The sequence below is a fragment of the Streptomyces sp. LX-29 genome (genome assembly GCF_029541745.1).
GTDB lineage: Bacteria > Actinomycetota > Actinomycetes > Streptomycetales > Streptomycetaceae > Streptomyces.
This window is the reverse complement of record NZ_CP089746.1, coordinates 342,836-360,689: the sequence shown is the minus strand read 5'-3', so window position 1 is coordinate 360,689 and position 17,854 is coordinate 342,836. Positions and strand designations below refer to the sequence as shown.

General features: G+C 72.5%; 20 protein-coding genes. 5 read left to right on the top strand and 15 right to left on the bottom strand.

Annotation, left to right across the window (positions count from 1 at the left end):
* Positions 1 to 39: 39 nt before the first annotated feature.
* The gene (locus LRS74_RS01765) at positions 40 to 1,008 is read left to right on the top strand and encodes a YafY family protein (protein WP_277739274.1); all 969 of its coding nucleotides are present in this window, start codon (positions 40 to 42) and stop codon (positions 1,006 to 1,008) included.
* A 91-nt stretch (positions 1,009 to 1,099) separates the two neighbouring features.
* Here the strand turns inward: LRS74_RS01765 and LRS74_RS01760 are convergent, their stop codons facing one another.
* The 3 genes from LRS74_RS01760 to LRS74_RS01750 form a co-directional block, all read right to left on the bottom strand.
* Complete coding sequence (locus tag LRS74_RS01760) at positions 1,100 to 2,308, bottom strand: glycosyltransferase (RefSeq protein ID WP_277739273.1); 1,209 nt, start codon at positions 2,306 to 2,308, stop codon at positions 1,100 to 1,102.
* Between the two features lie 97 nt (positions 2,309 to 2,405).
* Positions 2,406 to 2,912: a metallophosphoesterase gene (locus LRS74_RS01755; RefSeq protein WP_277739272.1), complete on the bottom strand. Its 507-nt coding sequence runs from the start codon at positions 2,910 to 2,912 to the stop codon at positions 2,406 to 2,408.
* Positions 2,913 to 2,961: 49 nt separating this feature from the next.
* Positions 2,962 to 3,882 (bottom strand): LysR family transcriptional regulator, encoded by a 921-nt coding sequence (locus LRS74_RS01750; RefSeq protein ID WP_277739271.1) that lies wholly within the window; start codon positions 3,880 to 3,882, stop codon positions 2,962 to 2,964.
* Between the two features lie 194 nt (positions 3,883 to 4,076).
* Between LRS74_RS01750 and LRS74_RS01745 the strand changes: the two genes are divergently transcribed.
* Positions 4,077 to 5,219, top strand: coding sequence for an MFS transporter (locus tag LRS74_RS01745; RefSeq protein WP_277739270.1), 1,143 nt, complete (start codon positions 4,077 to 4,079; stop codon positions 5,217 to 5,219).
* Between the two features lie 318 nt (positions 5,220 to 5,537).
* On the opposite strand, the gene LRS74_RS01740 is transcribed toward LRS74_RS01745, so the two are convergent.
* Positions 5,538 to 7,154, bottom strand: a complete 1,617-nt coding sequence (locus LRS74_RS01740) for an ADP-ribosyltransferase domain-containing protein (protein ID WP_277739269.1) — start codon at positions 7,152 to 7,154, stop codon at positions 5,538 to 5,540.
* Positions 7,155 to 7,461: 307 nt separating this feature from the next.
* Between LRS74_RS01740 and LRS74_RS01735 the strand changes: the two genes are divergently transcribed.
* Together LRS74_RS01735 and LRS74_RS01730 are read left to right on the top strand one after the other, a co-directional pair.
* Complete coding sequence (locus LRS74_RS01735; RefSeq protein WP_277739268.1) at positions 7,462 to 8,139, top strand: macro domain-containing protein; 678 nt, start codon at positions 7,462 to 7,464, stop codon at positions 8,137 to 8,139.
* A 179-nt stretch (positions 8,140 to 8,318) separates the two neighbouring features.
* Entirely contained in the window at positions 8,319 to 9,824 is a 1,506-nt protein-coding gene (locus tag LRS74_RS01730; protein WP_277739267.1) for an alpha/beta fold hydrolase, read from the top strand.
* A 389-nt stretch (positions 9,825 to 10,213) separates the two neighbouring features.
* On the opposite strand, the gene LRS74_RS01725 is transcribed toward LRS74_RS01730, so the two are convergent.
* From LRS74_RS01725 to LRS74_RS01690, 8 genes are read right to left on the bottom strand one after another with little or no spacing between them, the layout of a single operon-like run.
* Positions 10,214 to 10,513 (bottom strand): gas vesicle protein K, encoded by a 300-nt coding sequence (locus tag LRS74_RS01725; RefSeq protein WP_277739266.1) that lies wholly within the window; start codon positions 10,511 to 10,513, stop codon positions 10,214 to 10,216.
* Entirely contained in the window at positions 10,510 to 10,701 is a 192-nt protein-coding gene (locus LRS74_RS01720; RefSeq protein WP_277739265.1) for a gas vesicle protein, read from the bottom strand. The genes LRS74_RS01725 and LRS74_RS01720 overlap by 4 nt, the downstream gene beginning before the upstream one ends.
* The gene (locus tag LRS74_RS01715) at positions 10,698 to 11,651 is read right to left on the bottom strand and encodes a GvpL/GvpF family gas vesicle protein (protein WP_277744558.1); all 954 of its coding nucleotides are present in this window, start codon (positions 11,649 to 11,651) and stop codon (positions 10,698 to 10,700) included. Before LRS74_RS01715 ends, LRS74_RS01720 begins: the two co-directional genes overlap by 4 nt.
* A gap of 5 nt (positions 11,652 to 11,656) precedes the next feature.
* A complete protein-coding gene (locus tag LRS74_RS01710) occupies positions 11,657 to 11,986 on the bottom strand; it encodes a gas vesicle protein (protein WP_277744557.1) in 330 nt (109 codons plus the stop codon).
* Between the two features lie 30 nt (positions 11,987 to 12,016).
* Positions 12,017 to 12,223 (bottom strand): gas vesicle protein GvpG, encoded by a 207-nt coding sequence (locus tag LRS74_RS01705; RefSeq protein ID WP_277744556.1) that lies wholly within the window; start codon positions 12,221 to 12,223, stop codon positions 12,017 to 12,019.
* Between the two features lie 2 nt (positions 12,224 to 12,225).
* On the bottom strand, positions 12,226 to 12,945 hold the full coding sequence (locus LRS74_RS01700) for a GvpL/GvpF family gas vesicle protein (RefSeq protein WP_277739264.1): 720 nt from the start codon (positions 12,943 to 12,945) through the stop codon (positions 12,226 to 12,228).
* The gene (gvpJ, locus tag LRS74_RS01695) at positions 12,942 to 13,406 is read right to left on the bottom strand and encodes a gas vesicle protein GvpJ (RefSeq protein WP_277739263.1); all 465 of its coding nucleotides are present in this window, start codon (positions 13,404 to 13,406) and stop codon (positions 12,942 to 12,944) included. The genes LRS74_RS01700 and gvpJ overlap by 4 nt, the downstream gene beginning before the upstream one ends.
* 33 nt (positions 13,407 to 13,439) lie before the next feature.
* On the bottom strand, positions 13,440 to 13,742 hold the full coding sequence (locus tag LRS74_RS01690; RefSeq protein WP_277739262.1) for a gas vesicle protein: 303 nt from the start codon (positions 13,740 to 13,742) through the stop codon (positions 13,440 to 13,442).
* Between the two features lie 158 nt (positions 13,743 to 13,900).
* Between LRS74_RS01690 and LRS74_RS01685 the strand changes: the two genes are divergently transcribed.
* A complete protein-coding gene (locus tag LRS74_RS01685) occupies positions 13,901 to 14,506 on the top strand; it encodes a GNAT family N-acetyltransferase (RefSeq protein ID WP_277739261.1) in 606 nt (201 codons plus the stop codon).
* A gap of 173 nt (positions 14,507 to 14,679) precedes the next feature.
* Here the strand turns inward: LRS74_RS01685 and LRS74_RS01680 are convergent, their stop codons facing one another.
* From LRS74_RS01680 to LRS74_RS01670, 3 genes are all read right to left on the bottom strand, one after another.
* On the bottom strand, positions 14,680 to 15,879 hold the full coding sequence (locus LRS74_RS01680; protein ID WP_347178188.1) for a lysophospholipid acyltransferase family protein: 1,200 nt from the start codon (positions 15,877 to 15,879) through the stop codon (positions 14,680 to 14,682).
* Between the two features lie 509 nt (positions 15,880 to 16,388).
* The gene (locus LRS74_RS01675) at positions 16,389 to 17,252 is read right to left on the bottom strand and encodes a phosphatidate cytidylyltransferase (RefSeq protein WP_277739259.1); all 864 of its coding nucleotides are present in this window, start codon (positions 17,250 to 17,252) and stop codon (positions 16,389 to 16,391) included.
* A complete protein-coding gene (locus tag LRS74_RS01670; RefSeq protein ID WP_277739258.1) occupies positions 17,249 to 17,821 on the bottom strand; it encodes a CDP-alcohol phosphatidyltransferase family protein in 573 nt (190 codons plus the stop codon). The genes LRS74_RS01675 and LRS74_RS01670 overlap by 4 nt, the downstream gene beginning before the upstream one ends.
* Positions 17,822 to 17,854: the final 33 nt, after the last annotated feature.

Here is a 17,854-nt window from a genome sequence, read left to right as displayed (position 1 = left end):
GGACGGATCGTGTCCTAGATCCGCGCGATCCTTGGTGTCATGACGGACACATCCGCACGGCTGCTGACCCTGCTCTCCCTCCTCCAGACCCCGCGCGAGTGGCCCGGTGGTGAGCTCGCCGAGCGGCTCGGCGTCAGCCGGCGCACCGTTCGGCGCGACATCGAACGGCTGCGCGAGCTCGGCTACCCGGTGCAGGCGACGATGGGCACGGAGGGCGGATACCGCCTGGTCGCCGGGAAGGCCATGCCGCCGCTGGTCCTCGACGACGAGGAGGCCGTGGCCATCGCCGTCGGTCTGCGGGCCGGCGCGGGCCACGCGGTCGAGGGAGTGGAGGAGGCGTCGGTACGAGCCCTGGCCAAGCTGGAACAGGTGCTGCCCGCGCGGCTGCGGCACCGTCTCACCGCGCTCCAGACGGCGACGCTGCCGCTGACGGTGGGCGGCGGAGACGGGGCGACGGTCGACCCGCACACCCTCACCGCGATCGCGGCGGCGGTCACCGGACACGAACTGCTGCGCTTCCCCTACCGCGCCGGCGACGGCACCGTGAGCCGCCGACAGGTCGAGCCCTACCGGCTGGTGTCGACCGGACGCCGGTGGTACCTCGTCGCCTACGACCTCGACCGCGAGGACTGGCGTACGTTCCGCGTCGACCGGGTCGGCGAACCGTTCCCGACCGGCGCACGGTTCACCCCGCGACCCCTGCCCGCCGAGGACGCGGCGGAGTACCTGCGCCGCTCGATGTCCCGCCTCGCCCCGGAACACCACCTGGACGTCTCCTTCGCCGCCCCGGCCCTCTACGTGGCCGCACGCCTGCCCGCGTCGCTGGGCACCCCCGAGCCGACCGGTGACCACTCCTGCCGCCTGCGGGCCACCCCCTCCGACTCCCTGGAGTGGCTCGCCGTCCGGCTCGCCCTGGTGGACTGCGACTTCCAGGTCCACGGGCCCGCCGCCCTGGTCGACCACCTGGCGTCCCTGGGAGAGCGCCTGCTCCGGGCGAGCGGGAGATGAGACGTCCGCGGCGAGGGCAGGGCGCCCAGCCCTACGGACGGCCCTCCTCGGACCGGGCGCGGGCACCGGCCCGGCGGGTCGGGAGGCCCTGTCAGCGCATGTCGATCAGTCGTCGGGCGGCGGTCGCCGCGCCGTCGGCGCGCACCTCGCCGGCGATGGTTCCAGCCCGCCGCGACACCTCGGGATCGAGGGCGTGGCGGAGGGCGGCGAGCAGCGAGTCGCCGGTCGGTGGGCTGGAGGGGTGGGCGCTGCCGATGCCGAGGTGTTCGACGCGGTGGGCGAAGTAGAACTGGTCGAACATCCGTGGAACGACCACCTGCGGGGTGCCCGCCGCCGCGGCGGCGGTGGTGGTGCCGGCGCCGCCGTGGTGCACCACCGCGGCGACCCGCGGGAACAGCGCCCGTTGGTTCACCTCGCCGATCGACAGGCAGTCGGGCTCGTCGTCCACGGGGGTCAGGCCGGCCCAGCCACTCGACAGGATGACGCGCCGCCCCAGCGCGCGAGCCGTGGCGATCACCGTCATGGCGATGTTCTCGGGCGCGCGGGCACTGCCGAACCCGCAGTAGACGGGCGGCTCGCCGGCGTCCAGAAACGTCTCGAGCTCGGGAGCCAGGGGGCGGTTGTCCGCGAGCACCCAGGCTCCCGTCTGGAGCACGTCCAGGTCGGACGGCCGGGGCCAGGGGGCCAGGGTGGGGTCCGCGGCCAGCCACGGCCTGTCGGTGAACAGGTGGCCGCGCACGTCCTTGAGCGGCGGCAGCCCGAGGGCGCCACGCTGCGCGCCGAGGGCCGCGCCCCACAGGGTGTTCCACCGTTCGGCGTCCTCGGCCCAGAGCCGTCGGTGGTCGACCGGCCCGTCCGCCGGCTTCTGTCCGAGCATCCCGAAGACCGGCGGGGCGTGGTGCGCGGACGGCAGTGTGATCGGGGCGAACGCGGCGTGGACATAGCCGATGCCACGGTGCTCGGCGACCGAGTGGGCGGCGACGGCCAGCGCTCCGCCTCCCACGATGACGTCGCACCCCTCGGCGGCCCCGCGGACCGCCGCGAACTGCGCGGCCATCGTGCCCTCGATCATCTGACGCCGCTGTTCGGGTGTGGGGACGGCTCCGGCGCTCTGCTTCGCGGTGCCGCGCAGCTCGGGCCCGACGGGCACGTACGCGATCCCCCAGGACTCGGCCCAGGCACGGAAGTCGGGGGGCGCACACACCACGACCTCCTGTCCCCTCGCCGTCAACTCCATGGCCAGCGCCACGACTGGCTGGACCTCTCCACGTGACCCGATCGTGGACAACAGAAAACGCATGTCGCTCCCGTCTCGCGGCGGACCCCCGGCCGCTTCGAGGAGCGATTTTCGCCCCGTATGGGGGTCTTGCGGCAAGGCCCCCTGCCCGCTATACGGTTTAGTCGGGGGGCTCGGGCAGCCGGTGCAGTCGCACCTCGACGAGCCGGGCTGCCGACACCCGCGCCGTCATGTACGTGCGGTACGGCTGGCGCCTCCGGTCGGTCGGCGAGCCCGGATTGAGCAGGCGCAGCCGTTGGTCCGCGACGGAGTCCCACGGGATGTGGCTGTGGCCGAAGACGAGCACGTCCAGGTCGGGGAAGCGCTGGGCACAGCGACGCTCGCGCCCTTGGGCCGGGCCGGTCTCATGCACGACTCCTAGCCGTAGGCCGTCGAGCTCCGCGTAGGCCACTTCCGGCAGCCGGGCCCGCAGCTCGGGACCGTCGTTGTTGCCGTGGACACCGATCAGCCGCCGGGCGCGGGTCTGGAGCAGGTCCAGTGTGGCGGTGTCGACCCAGTCCCCGGCGTGGATGACGACATCGGCGCGCGGCACCCGGTCGAGGAGTTCGGGCGGCAGGGCCTTGGCACGTGTGGGCAGATGGGTGTCGGCCATGAGCAGCAGCTCCACCCGGCCGACGGTAGCGGTTCATCGGGCTCGGCGCCGGCGTGGCGAGCCGTCAGACGCCCATGTCGTCGACCGCTTCGCCGTCGCGGGAGGCCGCGTCCTGGGCGGCCCGGTTGAAGGAGTGGATGGTGGTCGTGGTGTTGGTGGCCAGCCAGGTGGGGATCCATTCCAGGGGAGGGGCGTCGCTGAAGGGGATGTAGGCGATGTCGGAGCGGGCGTAGTAGCGGGTGGCCTGGGCGCCCACCACGAACGCGCCCTGGTCGGCGCCGATAAGGGTCAGCGCCTCCTGGAAGGTCTCGAAGCCGGGGCCGACCTCCACGGGGTGTCCGTCGGGTGTCAGCGCGGGTGTGCGCTCGGTGCGCCAGTAGCCGGGCACGGTCTGGGCCACCTGGAGCAGTCTGACCGCGGTGAGATCCTCCAGCGAGACGGTGCGTCGGCGCGCCAGGGGGTGCCGGGAGGACACGGCGAGCATCCGGGGTTCGGAGAACAGGACCGGGCCGTTGGCCATGCCGGGTTCCTGGTGCGGCCGGGTGACGATCAGCAGGTCCACGTCGCCGGCGCGCAGCCGGGGGAAGCCGTCGGCGATCTGCAGTTCCCTGAGTCGGGCCCGGCAGCCGGGATGGCGCTCGGCGAACAACTGGGCCGCCTGCGCCATGAGTTGTCCCGCCGCGGCGCCGACGAAGCCGACCCGCAGCACGCTGTGGGAGCCCCGCGCGGCCTCGGCCGCCTTCCTCAGCCCGGCCTCGATCTGCTGGCACGCCGGCCGCAGATCGTCGTGGAGCCGCTGCCCGATCGGGGTGAGACGGACCCGGCGGCTGTTGCGTTCGAACAGCGGAGCCCCGATCCGCCGCTCCAGCTTCTTGATGGTCTGGCTGATCCGGCCGGTCGTCACATGCAGGCGGTCGGCCGTGCGGCCGAAGTGGAGTTCCTCGGCCAGCGTCAGGAACGCCTCGATCTCCAGCCGTTCGAGCACTGCCCCTCCGTGGTTCGTTGAATCTGGCTAAACAGACGTTCCCTGAGAAGCACCTTGTTGATCTTGGTGGTGCGTCGCAGTGTGGGGGGTGTCCTCAACCTCACCACCTCGCTGTCAGCCGAGCACCTGCCGACGGGAACACCACCGTGACCATCGTTGAATCCGCAGTACCCACCAGATCCGGTGTCGACCACGTGCCTCTCACGAGATGGCTCGCCGTGGCGGCCGTGGCGCTCGCGACGTTCGCGCTGGTGACCGTCGAATCGCTGCCGGTGGGCCTCCTCCCCGCCGTCGCCGGATCGCTCGACGTCTCCGAGGGGACGGCCGGGTTGATGGTGACCGTCCCCGGCCTCGTCGCCTCCGTCACCGCGCCGCTCCTGCCGGTGGCGATACGGCACCTGGACCGGCGGGTCGTCCTGCTCGGCCTGGTCGTGCTGATGGTGCTGGCCAACGGGCTGTCGGCGGTGGCCCCGAACTTCGCGGTCCTGCTGGCGTCGCGCTTCCTCGTCGGGGTCAGCATCGGCGGCTTCTGGGCGCTCGCCGCCGGTCTCGCGGTACGTCTGGTCCCGGAGAGGTCCGTGCCCCGGGCCACCTCGGTCGTCTTCGGCGGCGCGACGGCCGCCAACGTGCTCGGCGTGCCGGCCGGAACGCTGATCGGAGACCTCGCGGACTGGCGCACGGCGTTCGTGGTGGTGGGCGCACTCGGCGTGCTCATCCTCGTCGCCCTGCTCGTCCTGCTGCCCCCCATGCCCGCCAGCCAGGCCGTACGGCTTCGCGCCTTGCCGGAGCAGTTCCGCAACCCCGTCGTACGCACCGGTGTCATCGCCACGTTTCTCCTGGTGAGCGGCCATTTCATGGCCTTCACCTTCATCAGCCCGACGCTGCGGACCCTCTCCGGGATCGACGAGGCCGCGGTCGGGCCGCTTCTGCTCGGCTTCGGCATCGCCGGCATCATCGGCAACTTCCTCGCCGGCGCGGCCGCGGGGCGCGACATCCGCACGGCCGTCATCACCATCAGCGCCCTGCTGACCGTCGTCCTGGCGACCTTCCCGATCGTCGGCCGCGACCCGATCGGCGGGACGGCCCTGTTGCTCGTATGGGGACTGGCCTTCGGCGGTGTTCCGGTCAGCGTCCAGACGTGGATCCTCAAGGCGGCCCCCGAGGCCACCGAGGCGGCCACCGCCCTGAACACCTCCGTGTTCAACCTCGCCATCGCGCTCGGCGCCCTGGCCGGGGGACTCGTCGCCGACCACGTGGCGCTCAGCGGTGTCCTGGCGGTCGGGGCGCTTCTCACGCTCCTGACCTCCCTGGCGGTGTGGCGCGCACGAAGCAACTGACGACGGCGACCGGGGGAGGGCCCGGTCCGCCACCACGGTGACGAAGGGCCTCGCCCGGGAAGGCGGGGCCGCTTCGGCACGTCCACGATCGACTGTCGGCACAGGGTGAAGCTAGAGCAGTACATGAACTAAGTGCAAGTAGTGCCCCCTGGCATGTTGCGCCGATGCCAGCGATCAGGCCGCCTCCCCTGGACCCTCTGGTCCCGCATGCCGACCGGCCGAGAGGAGACGGGCTCTCCTTCGATCGCCTGACGGAGGGCCGGGCCCCGGTCGCGGAGCGCCGCGCGAAGCCCGGTGAGCCGTCGTCCCGGCGCCTGCTCAGGACACGAGAGTCTGCTCTTCCAGTTCGGTCAGCTGCACCGTGCACAGGCCGCCGCGCTCGGCTCTGACACCCGTCACCTTGAGCTGTGTGCCCGGCGAGAGGATGAACTCCTCCTCGTCGGTGAACGCGGAGAAGCGGCGGATGCCCACGGCACGGACGGGGCGCACCTCGAAGAGCGTCCGCTTGCCGCGGCCGCCGAGGAACCCTCGCGCCACGCCGACCTTGGATGTGCACGAGGAAACGCCCCACCAGGTCACGGTCCGCCCGAGTGGGTACTGCGCACGCAGATCCAGCGGCACCCCACGCCACAACGGCTCGGTGCGAGCGGGAAGCTGGGACACCGCCGAGAACAACAGCCGCAGATAAGGCAGGTAGGGGACGAGTTTGCTCCGGTCCGGGGAGCGCAGAATGGCGTTGATCTCCCGGTAGAAAGCCGACTCACAGGTATAGAGATACAGCGCGGCGATCGCATCGGCGGACAGGTCGCCGGACAATTCGTCCGCCCGCCTCTTGCCGAACTCGTGCGACAGCATGACGTGCCGGTCGAGGCCGGACAGCAGCTCGGCGACCGGGGTGACGGCGTCGCGGAACTCCATGAGCGGGGTGTCGAACACGCCGGTGATCGCGGGGAGGACAAGCCCCTCGTCTTTGACGCTGGCGAGCCGTTCGAGGTAAAGCTGGTGCAGTTCCATGGTGGACGCGATAAACGCTCCCATGCGATCGGCTATGTCGCCGTTCGTCCTACCGGACTCCGTCGCGACCTTGTTCCATCCCTTGCTCGGCAACCAGTCGATCTCGTCGGCGCCCAGCGAGGCGAGGGCCTCGTTCACCATTCCGAAATGGTCGCCCTCGCAGAAGACATCACCCTGCGCCGCGGGATTGGGGTGGTCGATATGCCGGACCTCGACGTCGGGGTACTTCTCCTGGAGTCGACAGACGACCTTTTTCAGATGGCGCGCGTGAGCCCCCCACCAGGCGAAGACGACACCCCGGTCCTCCTCGTCGGCGTTCTGCTTGGCCTTGAGGATCTCCTCGACGATCCGCTCGGCGACCGGACGCCAGAACACGGTGTGCCGGTCGTCTCCCCGCGCCGCGTCACTGCTGGCGGTGAGTGCCGCGTTCAGCAGCAGCACACCCTGCGTGAGCATCGCCTGGAACCACTCCGGCGGTTGGACGGTGTCCTGCTTCTTCAACAGCGCACGGATATCGGCGATCGGGGTCTTCTTGGGAATGCCGTACTTCCACATCGCCGCTGCCTTGATGATGCAGCGGATGCTGACGACCCTGCCGAACTGGCTGTCCTTCCAGTCATGGAAGGTGTTGTCGAACATGGCGATGCCGGTGGCGCTCTCCGGCCGCGGGTACGGGTTCTGCCCGAAGATGACGACCTTCCACTTGTGCGGTGGATGGGGCTTCAGCGCCTGGAAGGTCAGTTCGCGGACGGGGACGACCTCCGGGCCGCGGCCCGCGCCGATGAACGAGGCCGCGTTCGGCTGCGCCTCGATGACCGGCTTCAACAGCGGAAGCCATGGTTCACCGCCGCCCTTGAACAGTTCGGCGAGGGCCAGCGGGTCATTCGGGTCGGGCGTGGCGGGCGCGTTGGCATCGCTCATGGTGGAGGAACTCCGAAGGGTCACAGCGTGCGTGGAGCACGATCAGCGAGTAGTCGATTTCCATGCGAAAGTCCTGAAAACGGTGGCAAGGCGCCCCAGGCGCCGTTCACTTGGGCCGGCGGACTCTCGTCGACGGTGGCGGGGTCCCCATGCGTGACCCGCGGAAATCTGGCGGCAGGCTAGCACCGGGTGGGTTGGCTGGCAATCGTGACGAGAGGTCACGAACAGCCTCCGCAACGGCTCTGTCAGTGGGGCGCGGTAGCGTCGTGAGCGATGGAGGCAAACGTCTCTCGATTGGGAGTGGATTATGACCGTGAACCAGGTGCAGGCGCCGCTGAGGGTGGTCCTGACCGACATCAACACGAGCGTGGTGGAGGCGTGGCGGGCGGCGTTCGCCGACACCCCCGAGATCGAGATCCGCAAGGGCTCGATCCTCGATGAGGAAGTCGACGCCTGGGTCACCCCGACCAACTCCCGCGGCCGTATGGACGGCGGGGTCGACGCCGCCATCAAGCGGCATCTCGGAGCGGGCATCCAACTGCGTGTGCAGCGGGCGATCCGCGACCGGTTCGCCGGAAGGCTCCCGGTGGGAAGCGCGGTCTGTGTTCCGTCCGGCGCGGTCAACCCGGGGTTCCTGATATCGACGCCGACGATGGAGGGCTCCGCGCAGAACGTGAGTGAGACCCTGAACGTGGCGCTGGCCTGCGCCGCCGCGTTCCAGGCGATCCACCGGCAGAACAAGGAGGCGCCGGGCAGCATCGCGTCGGTGGCGCTGGTCGGCATGGGCGCCCAGACCGGCCGGGTGCCGGCACGGGTGTGCGCCAACCTGATGTGGACGGGCTACACCTTGTTCAACGACTACTCCTTCGAGGACTACGACGACCTGCGCGGCACGATCATCGCGCAACTCGACGACATCGAGAACGCGCCCGCCGAGAAGCGGGTGCGCATCGCTCCCCCCACGCGCTCCACCTCCCGTCGCTGAGAGAGCGGCAGCGCGGTGTCGACTCGCTGTCCGTCGAGGACGAGTGCGGCGCGGGCCCCGGCGCCGGCCGGGGGTTAGCCCCCGTGGACATCGGCCAGGTGGCCCGATGTTCCGCCGCCGTCCCCGCTCCTAGCGTCGGGTGAGCCCTTCCTTCTCGATCTCCCGATCCAAGGAGCACGATGCGCGGCCTCACGTCCACCCTCTCGATCGGCCTGAGCCTGGCCGGCTTGCTGACCGGCGCCGCGCCCGCGCCGGCCGCACCCTCCCGGACACCTGGGCCGCTGTCGGCCTACGAGCACCAGCGGCTCGCCTGGGGGCGGTGCCCGGAGGCGCAGAAGGAGCTGAACGCCGCGGGCGCGGAGTGCGCGCGGGTGACCGTTCCGCTCGACTACTCCGCCCCCGGCGGCCGTACGATCCGGATCGCGATCTCTCGCGTCAAGGCCGCCGACACGGCCCACCGGCGCGGCATCCTGCTGTCCAACCCCGGTGGTCCCGGCGGCAGCGGGCTCGCCACCACCCTGGCGCTGCGTCCCGCGCTGAAGGAGGCGGCGGACGGCTTCGACCTGATCGGCTTCGACCCGCGGTTCCTCGGGGAGAGTTCCCCGCTCAGGTGCGCCCCGGCACCCCCGCCCACCCCGCCCGGGCCGTCGACATCCGCCCGAGCGGACTTCGAGGCGTCGGTGCGGGCCGCACGGGACACGGCGCGGCGCTGCCGGGAGCACGGGGACAACGAGGCGCTGCTGCCACACGCCTCCTCGCGCAACGTCGCCCGGGACATGGACGTGATCCGAGCCGCCCTGGGCGAGCGCAAGCTCTCCTACTACGGCGTCTCCTACGGCGCCGACCTGGGCGCCGTCTACACCCAGATGTTCCCGCGCCGCACCGACCGCATGGTCATCGACTCGTCGACGGACCCGACGGCCACGCAGTACGAGCTGTTCCAGCGCTCCGGCAGGCCCACCGAGGAGGCGCTCGACGCCTGGGCCGCGTGGACCGCCCGGCGCCACGACACCTACCGACTCGGTCGTACCGCCGCCCAGGTGCGGGCCGCCGTCCAGGGGTTGCTGGAGCGCGCCGAGCGGCGGCCGGTCGACATCGGCGGGCAGCGGCTCAACGCGCCCGTTCTGCGGATGCTGCTCAAGCAGCCCATCCAGCACACGGAGAACGATGCCGCGCTGGCCGCGATCGTACGGGACCTGGTCGGCGCCGCGGCGGGGAAGTCGGTCGAACCCGGCCCCGAACTCGCCGCCATGCTGGCACTGCTCTCCTCACCCGACCTGGCGGACAGCATGGTGGGCGGGGCGATCTACATGTGCGGTGACGGCGGCTGGCCCGCCGGCGGCTGGCCGAAGGACCCGGAGACGTACTGGAGGAACAGCGTGCGCAGCCGCGCCACGCAGCCCGTGTTCGGCCCGTACGTCAACGGCATGATCGCGCCGTGCCTCTCCGGACCACCACAGCGCGCCCAACAAGACCGCGGCCTGGACTATCGTGCCCAGCGGTCGCATCGCGCAACGTGCCGTCCAGGCGCGACGCCCGGGCGGTGCCGCGGCGATGAGAAGGAGGCACGCCAGCGGAATCACCACCGCCAGGACTCCTGCGGTCACCCAGGCACTCCTGAAGGACTTGTCCAGGTCAGGCCATCTCAGCCCTTCGGCGAAGAATGTGACGAAGAGCAGAAGTGATCCGCGGACCGCACGGGCTGCCTGAATGGACGGCGGGTACGTTCCGAACACGTACCGCGGTGTGAACATTGCACCGATAGCCGCTACCAGAGATAACCCCTCATTCATTCTCTCCCCCTCGCCCTCGCTGTCCGCCTTACGAGCCGCAGCGTCTGCTGCGGAGCGACCGTGAGGCGTCCAGTGTCGCGCCCTTGGTCCGCTGCGCACAGGTCGCGGTCGTGGCCACCTCTGCGGCGAGCCGGCGAGGTAGTCGGCGTAGCCGACCGGAGTGGCGAGGGTGTCTGGTGCGGGCCGATCCGCGGGGTGCCGTGGCGGCGGCGAGCCCTGGCGCCTCCTCCCGCGTCGGCCGCTTCGCGCGGCGCGGCCCCGGTGTTCGGCCGTGCGCGCGCTCACTCCCGGGGCGGGGCCGCTCCGTGCTCCCGGGGCAGCAGTGTTCCCAGGGGCCCGAGGTCGAGGTTGAGGTCCGAGCGCCGCAGTCCGTGGTCGGCGCACAGGCGCTCCATCCGGTCCTCCAGCAGCATCAGGGTGCGGCCGACGCGCTCCTCCTGTTCGTCGGTCAGGTCGCCGGCGTCCGCTCGGCGCAGCGCCTGACGCTCCATCAGCTGACGTAGTAGCTCCACCACGGTCAGCACCAGCCGCATCAGGTCGCGTTCGACGGTGTCCTGGTCCAGCTCCAGCCGTCGGCTCACGGTTCCTCCCAGGGGGGCGGCACCGCGGCGCTCACCGAGCTGACCAGGGCCCGCAGATCGATCCGCACCAGGTCCACGTCGGCGATACGCAGGGTGAGGTCGCCGGTGATGACGACACCGCCCGCGAGCAGTCGGTCCAGCAGGTCGACCAGGGCGATCCGCTGTTCGGGAAGGGTGCCGGTCGTCATCGCGCCGCCGCACCGCCGCCGCTTGCGGGCCGGGCCTGGGGAGGCGGCGGGTCCGCGGGGCCGGTGGAGAGGAACGAGTAGGGCGCCCAGGGGCCGGTCAGCTCCACCCGGACGGCGGGGAGCCCCGCGTCCAGCTCCCGGACCCGGGTGGCGAACGCCGCGCTGTCCGTGCCGTCCACCAGGAACGCGGCGTTGAGCATGTGGGGGTCGACCACGCCCGACAGCTCGGCGGCCTGCGGGGTGTGCAGACGGGTGGCATCGGCCAGGGGGGTGAGCGTCTCGTAGACCCGGCGCACGCTGTCCCGGGTGGCCTGCCACCGCTCGTCGCGCGCCCTGCGCTCGGCACTCCGCCTGCGGAGATACTCCCGACCGGATCGCTCCTCGGTGGCCTGACGGCCCCGGCCCGTGCCACGGCTCGTGCTGTGTGCCGGTTCCGCCCGCTGCTCGAGGGGTTCCCGCCGTCCCGTCGACGGTCCGGCGGTCATCTGTTCCGCGGACGTGTCGGCGCCGGTCACGGCGTACACCTTGACGCCCCATTCGACCCTTCCGTCCAACCGGTCCAGGGCGGCGGTGAAGCGGTCGCGGCCGGAGGCCATGAGGCGCCGCACCCCCGGCTCGTCACGGCAGACCGTGGCCAGGCGCAGCGGCACGACGCAGCGGGCGGTGCGGGCCGCGGTGTCCACCACCCGCTGGTGGGCGCGGGCGACCTCCTCCAGCCAGCGCAGATCCTCCAGCCGGGCGCGCAGGGGCGCCTCGCCGAACTCGGCCGCCGGCACCGGCCCGGTCAGCGCGGAGAGGCCGGCGTGCCGGACGGCGAGGACAGGGCCGCCCGCGACACCCCGCAGGGGCTCCGGCCAGGGGGTCGCGGGGTCGTGGTCGCGGGTGATGGCGTAGACGTACCGCAGTTCCTCCCGCCGTGGCGCGGCGGCGTCCTCCGGTCGTGGGTCCATGGTGTTCACCGGGTCATGTCCTCCCTCGTGACGCGGGCGCCGCCGCCGGCCTCCAGCTCCGCCAGCCGCGCGCGCAGCCGAGCGTTCTCGGCGTCCAGGGCGCGCCGCCCGGCGCGGGAGGAGAGGGCCGGGTCGTCCTCCCACCAGTCGATCCCCATCTCCTTCGCCCGGTCGACCGAGGCCACGACGAGCCGCAGTTTGACGGTGAGCAGTTCGATGTCGAGCAGGTTGACGCGGATGTCACCGGCGATGACGACACCCTTGTCCAGCACGCGCTCCAGGATGTCGGCGAGGTTGGCGGAGCCGGCCGCCGGCTCGTGGCCCAGGGGCCGGATCGGGGCGGTGGGGCGGGGTGCGGGGGGCGGTCAGCGGATCTCGTGCGTCCATGCGTGCGCCTCCTCCAGGCGGTCGAGCAGCGCGTCCTCGCATCGCTCGAACTCCTTCTCGTCGATCAGGCCCTCGGCCAGCTGCCGCTCCAGCGCGGCCAGCTCCCGCCGGACGCGCGCGGGGTCGTAGTACTCGCGCTCCGCCTCGGCGACCACCTGCCGCAGCACCCAGCCGACCAGCGAGATGATCACGGTTCCACGAAGCTGTACGGCGGCAGTGGCCCGTTCAGCCGCAGGTCGAGCCGGGGGTGCGCGCTCCGCAGGCCGGCGACCGCGTCGGCCAGCGGCTCCGCGTCGTCCCGGTGCACCAGGAGCGAGAGGTTGACGAACCAGCCGCCGCTCTCCGGCCCCATCCGGTGTTCCTCGGCCAGCGGTGACAGCGTCTGCGTGATCAACCGGGCGTCCCGCTCCTCGCGGTCGCGGACCGTCTCGGCCACACGTTCCCCGGTCCGCAGCCGTGCCTCGTACGAGCCGCCGCCCGCCGCCCGGTTCGCCGCGGCCATGCCCCGCAGTTCGGGCTCCTCGTCGAGCAGCTGGCGCAGCAGCAGGTCTTCCTGGTGCGCCGCCTTGACGTTGTACTCGGTGCGGCCGTCCAGCCTCCGCAGCCGTTCCCGGTAGTCCTCGGCGCGGGAGGCGAGCACCTCACGGACGTCCCCCTCACCGGCCGAGACGCTGCCGAAGCGCAGGGGCAGCACCGTGCGGGTCTGGCCCACCTCGGTGAGCACCCGCTGATGGGCCAGCAGGTCCCGGCGCCGGGGCCGAAGACCTTCCGGGCACTCGCTGACCAGCGCCGTCAGCTCGCCCGCGCGGACGCCACGCACCGGGCGGGGCGGGTCGCCGACCCCGGCGAGCCCGGAGGGCAGCTCGGGGTGGCCGCCGGACACGATGCCGTAGACATAGGTGTTCATGCGCTCTCACCCGACTTCCTTGCGGTGCCCCGGCGCGAGCCGGCGCGGCTGCCGGTGTCGTCCGAGGCGGTCGCCTCCTCCGGCTCCCGGTCACGGCCGCGCAGGGTGTCGGTGATACCGCGGGTCGCCTGGGAGACCGCCTGTCCGGCGCCCGCCAGCGCACCCTTGGTCTTGTCGCGCGCGCCGCTCTCGGTGGCGTCGCCCACCAGGTCGGGCAGCCCCGCGGGCTGGCGCGGTCCGGCCTCCAGGTCCAGCCGGTTACAGGCTTCGGCGAACCGGAGGTAGGTGTCGACGCTCGCCACCACCACGCGCACGTCGATCTTGAGGATCTCGATGCCGACCAGGGAGACGCGGATGAACGCGTCGATCACCAGCCCACGGTCGAGGACGAGTTCCAGCACGTCGTAGAGGCCGCTGCTGCCGCCTCCGCCACCGGTCCGTTCTGTGGTCACCACGGTCATGTCGGTGTGTCATCCCTCTCGGAGACCGGCCGGTCAGAGGCGCTCGCCACGGGCGCGCTCGTAACGCCGGACGCGGCGGTAGCCGGTGAGGAGCCCGTCCGGGTCGAGAGTGATCTCGTAGAGTCCCAGCAGGCTCATCGTCTCCGGCACCCGAGCCACCTCCACCACCTCCGCTTCCAGGAGCCAGCCGTCATCGGTCCGTTGAAAACGGACCACCGATTCGGGTCGCACTCCGGTCAGCTCGGTGAGCTGGTCGCATCCCGCACGTAACAGCGCCGCGGGGGACGGGCCGCCGACCGTCGTCTTCTCGCCGGTCTCATCGTGTGTGTCTGCCATATCAGCCTCGGTGTTGCGGCTACCCGAAATCCGGCCGTCAAACAGAGACCGGCGAGATCCGGCCGCCGACCGTGCTCCGTAACGGTCGCCCCCAGGGGCCTGACTCATCGGTAGAACGACCGATGCGCTGGAAAGATCTTGGAAGCTACGTTCACCGCATGCAGTCACCTCACGCACCCACGTCGATCGAGACCGGCGACACTCCCGAGATCACACGCACCCTGGCCCGCGCTTTCGCGGACGACCCGATGATGCTGTGGTTCTTCCCTGACGAAGAAGGGCGTGCGGACCGTCTCGCCCAGTGGTTCGACGTCATGCTCACGCACAAGTACGGCCCACTCGGTCACTGTGAACGCACCGACGCGGCAGCGGCCTTCTGGACACCGCCCGGCACGGCCGAGCAGCACCCGGACGAGGAAACGCTGGCCGTCATCGACGGGCTGTTGGGTGAGCACGTGGCCCGGCTGGGAGAAATGCTGGAACTGGTCGGCGAGGCGACCCCGCAGGAACCCCACTGGTATCTGGCGGTGCTCGGCGCCGACCCGGCAGCCCAGGGCAACGGCCACGGCGCTGCCCTGCTGCTCTCGGGCCTGGCCAAGGCGGACGCGGCCGGACTGCCGACCCACCTCGAATCGTCGAAGCAGTCCAACATCGGCTTCTACGAGCGGTTCGGGTTCACCGTGCGGGGCGAGATCCAGGTACCCGGGGGCGGTCCGACGCTCTGGTCCATGTGGCGCGAAGCGCACGGAGACGCTCGCCGGTAGGCCCGAATCGCCGCCGGTGAGGCCGGTGACGTGGCCGACGGCCCTCCTGGGAATCCCCCCGCGCCGGCCGCGCGCCGAGTGGGAGGTGTGGAGCACCCAGGACGTCGAGCCGTGACACCGTCCGCTCCACCGGTCCGCGCCGGCCCCGTACCAGCAGCCACGGGGTCCCGTCGTCAGCGCCAGCCGGCGACGATCAGGGACAGGCCGGTGGCGAACCCACAACCCAGCAGCGCCAGGTAGACCGGGTAGTGGCGGCGGAAACGGTGCGCCACGGCTCCGAAGGCGCCGAAGGCCAGGCCGACGGTGAGGGTGCGGGTGCCGCGCGCCTGTGCGGACTCGGCCAGCCATGTGGTGGCCGGAACTCCGGCGCGGCCCGCCTGGGCCGCGTAGACCTTGAACGGAATGCCGTTCCACGGTTGGTGGCGTACCGCGGCCGCCGACTCGACGGACAGCTCGTGGCGTACCTCGGCTCGCATTCGGTCGGTGGTGAGCGGGGCCGGCATGCGAACCCCGTGGGCGGCGAGGTGGAGCGCGAGCAATCCGCCCACCAGGCTGCCGGCGAGTGCCGCCAGCGACAGCGTGAACGCCCTGCGCGGGGCCGCCGCGCACACGACGGCCAGCAGCAGTTCCGGCATCAGCGGCCAGCTGAGCGCCTCGGCGACGGCCCAGGCGAAGGCGAGCGGCAGCCCCCAGCGTCCCACGGCCACCGCCGCGACGCGGCGGCGGAGCGCCGAGTCCCGCACCGACCCGGTGTCGGGGTCGGCCCGCAGGGCCGCCACAGCGGCGCGTGCCTGCTGCGGTGTGGCCCCCGGCGGCAGCGGCGTCCCGATCCGCACCCGTATCAGCGCCGGGCGCAGTCTGCCGTGCTTGGGCAGCAGCCGGTCGGTGCCGGTGATGCCGACGGGGACGACGGGGACGCCCGCCCGCTCGGCGAGCGTCAGGGCACCGCGGTGGAAGGAACCCAGCTCGCCGTCCTGGCCTCGGGTCCCCTCGGGGAAGAGCACGACCGCGCGCCCGGCGCGCAGCTCGTCGACCCGGCTGAGCAGGTCGGTCATGCCACCGCCGGTCCTGCGGACCGGGAAGCCCGCCGCGAACACCCGGCAGATCCGGCTCCGCCAGGGCGAGTCGAACCAGTAGTCGGCGGCCGCGCCGATGGCCGGAGTGTGACCGGCGTCGAGGGCGGCCAGCAACGCGGGGGTGTCGGCATGCGAGGAGTGGTTGGCGACGACGACACAGCCCCCACGCGGGAGCCGCCCGCGCCGCTGGACCCCACCGGAGACGGAGAGGACGACCAGCCACAGCAGCCGCCGCAACCCGGCCGCGGCCCGGGACCACCCCTGCCCCGCGCCTCGTCGCCCCGGCCCGCCCGGCAGGCCGGGACCGCCCTTCCCCCTTCGAACGGTGGCCGCCGAGCCGGCCGCGCCGGCGCCGACCGGACCGCCCACGGCGGACGCCGGCCGTGGCCACGCCGAGGAACCCGACCGGGGTGACCGACACGGACGTTCGGGATGGCTCCACGACCTCCACGACCGCCGGACCGTCGACCCGGCTCCAGCCGTCCGCGCCACATGGTCGGTCCGGGTACGAGGGGCTCTCCGGCCGCGGCCGGAGACGCCCCCGAACGCCTTCCGGCGACGGGACACCGCCGCTCGGGCCCGGCGGCGCACCGTCCAGGGAGCGGCCGGACCAAGACCGTCGGGGGAGGCGCCGAAGAGGCCCTGCGCACCCGCCCCGGAGCGCCGGGCCGCCTCGCCCCGCGGCCCGCCTCCGGCCTGCGCTTCGAGCTCGGCGAACCCGCCGCGCGGACGCGCCGCGGCCCGACGCGAGGCGCGGTTCGACTTCGTATACGACACGGCCCTCGCCATCGTCTTCCTCCGCTGCGTCACACCGTCACCACCATCGCCAGCAGCAGCGCCGGCAGGAGAGAGTCGACACGGTCCAACAGCCCCCCGAAACCGGGCAGCCAGCGGCCGGCGTCCTTCACCCCCGACTCCCGCTTGACCATCGATTCGAGCAGGTCGCCCAGGACGCAGCCGAACAGCACGGCCGCCCACAGCGCCACCGAGAAGGCGCCGACGCCCAGCAGCACCAGCGCGGTCACCACCGCCGCGCCCACGACGCCCGCCCACGTCTTGTTCGGAGACAGCGGCGACAGCGGCCGCGCCAGCGGTCCCCTGCGGCCCAGGGCCGTCCCGCCACACCACGCGCCGACATCACCGAGGGCCACCGCCAGGCCCACCGCCACCGCCGTGTCACCCAGCACCACCAGGCCGGTCAGCGACAGCGGGACCCACAGGAGACCGAACACCGTCCGCGTGGCACGGGTGAACCCGGAGTCCACGTCCCCGGCCAGCAGCGGAGACAAGGCGACCACGAGCAGCAGCAGCCCCGCCGCCCGCAGGTCGAGCGCCCCCGGCGCCTGCCACGCGAGCCCCGGAAGCACCACCGAGGCCACCACGAGCACGGCGTGGTCCGCGCGCCGCAGGCCGGCCATCCGTACGTACTCGCTCACCGCGACCACGCCGAGCGCCGCCGCCAGGACGAACGCCCCGGCACCGCCGCAGAACAGTGCCCCGAGAAAGACCGGCGCGGTCAGCGCCCAGGTGCGCCAACGCTTGCGCAGCTCAGACCGCATCCGCAGACGGGAGGGCAGCGCCGCGACCGCGATGCCGCCGGCGCCGAGCGCACCGGCGACCAGCGGTACGGCCCTTCCCACGGCCTCCTCCATCACCATGCCCGCGCTCATGCCAGCTCCCGCCAGACCCAACCCAGCCGCACCAGCGCGGTCAGCGCCGAGCCGGCCGCGACCACGATGAGCACGGGGACCGCCCAGCCCGTCGCCGCGGCGACCACCACCAGCAGACACCGCTCGGTCTTGCCCACCGGACCGCCGTTGCGCCGCGCGGCGCCGGCCGCCGCGCCCGCGAGCGAGACCCACGACGGCAGCGTGGCCGCGAGCCCGGCGAGCGCCACCAGCCACAGCGGCGCGAGCGTGACGAATCCCGCGATGACCGCCAGGTCCGCCGCCCGGTCGCCCAACTCGTTGACGACCGCGCCACGCCGGCTGGTGCGCCCGGTCTCCCGGGCCAGGGCCCCGTCGAGATTGGCGAAGGCGAGCCGTGCCGCGAGCAGCGCCGCGACCGGCAGCGCGGCAAGGGGCGCGGGCGCGACCGCCAGAGTCACCGCGGCGCCCACCGCACAGATCACCCCGGCAACGGTGAGGGCGTCGGGCGACACCTCACGGCGGACGAGACCCGCGCGGACGCCGCGGAGTCGTTCCGCGTACCAGGGCTTGAGAGCGTAAAGGCCGTTCATGAGGCCAACCCTCACCCGGACGCCGGAACCCAC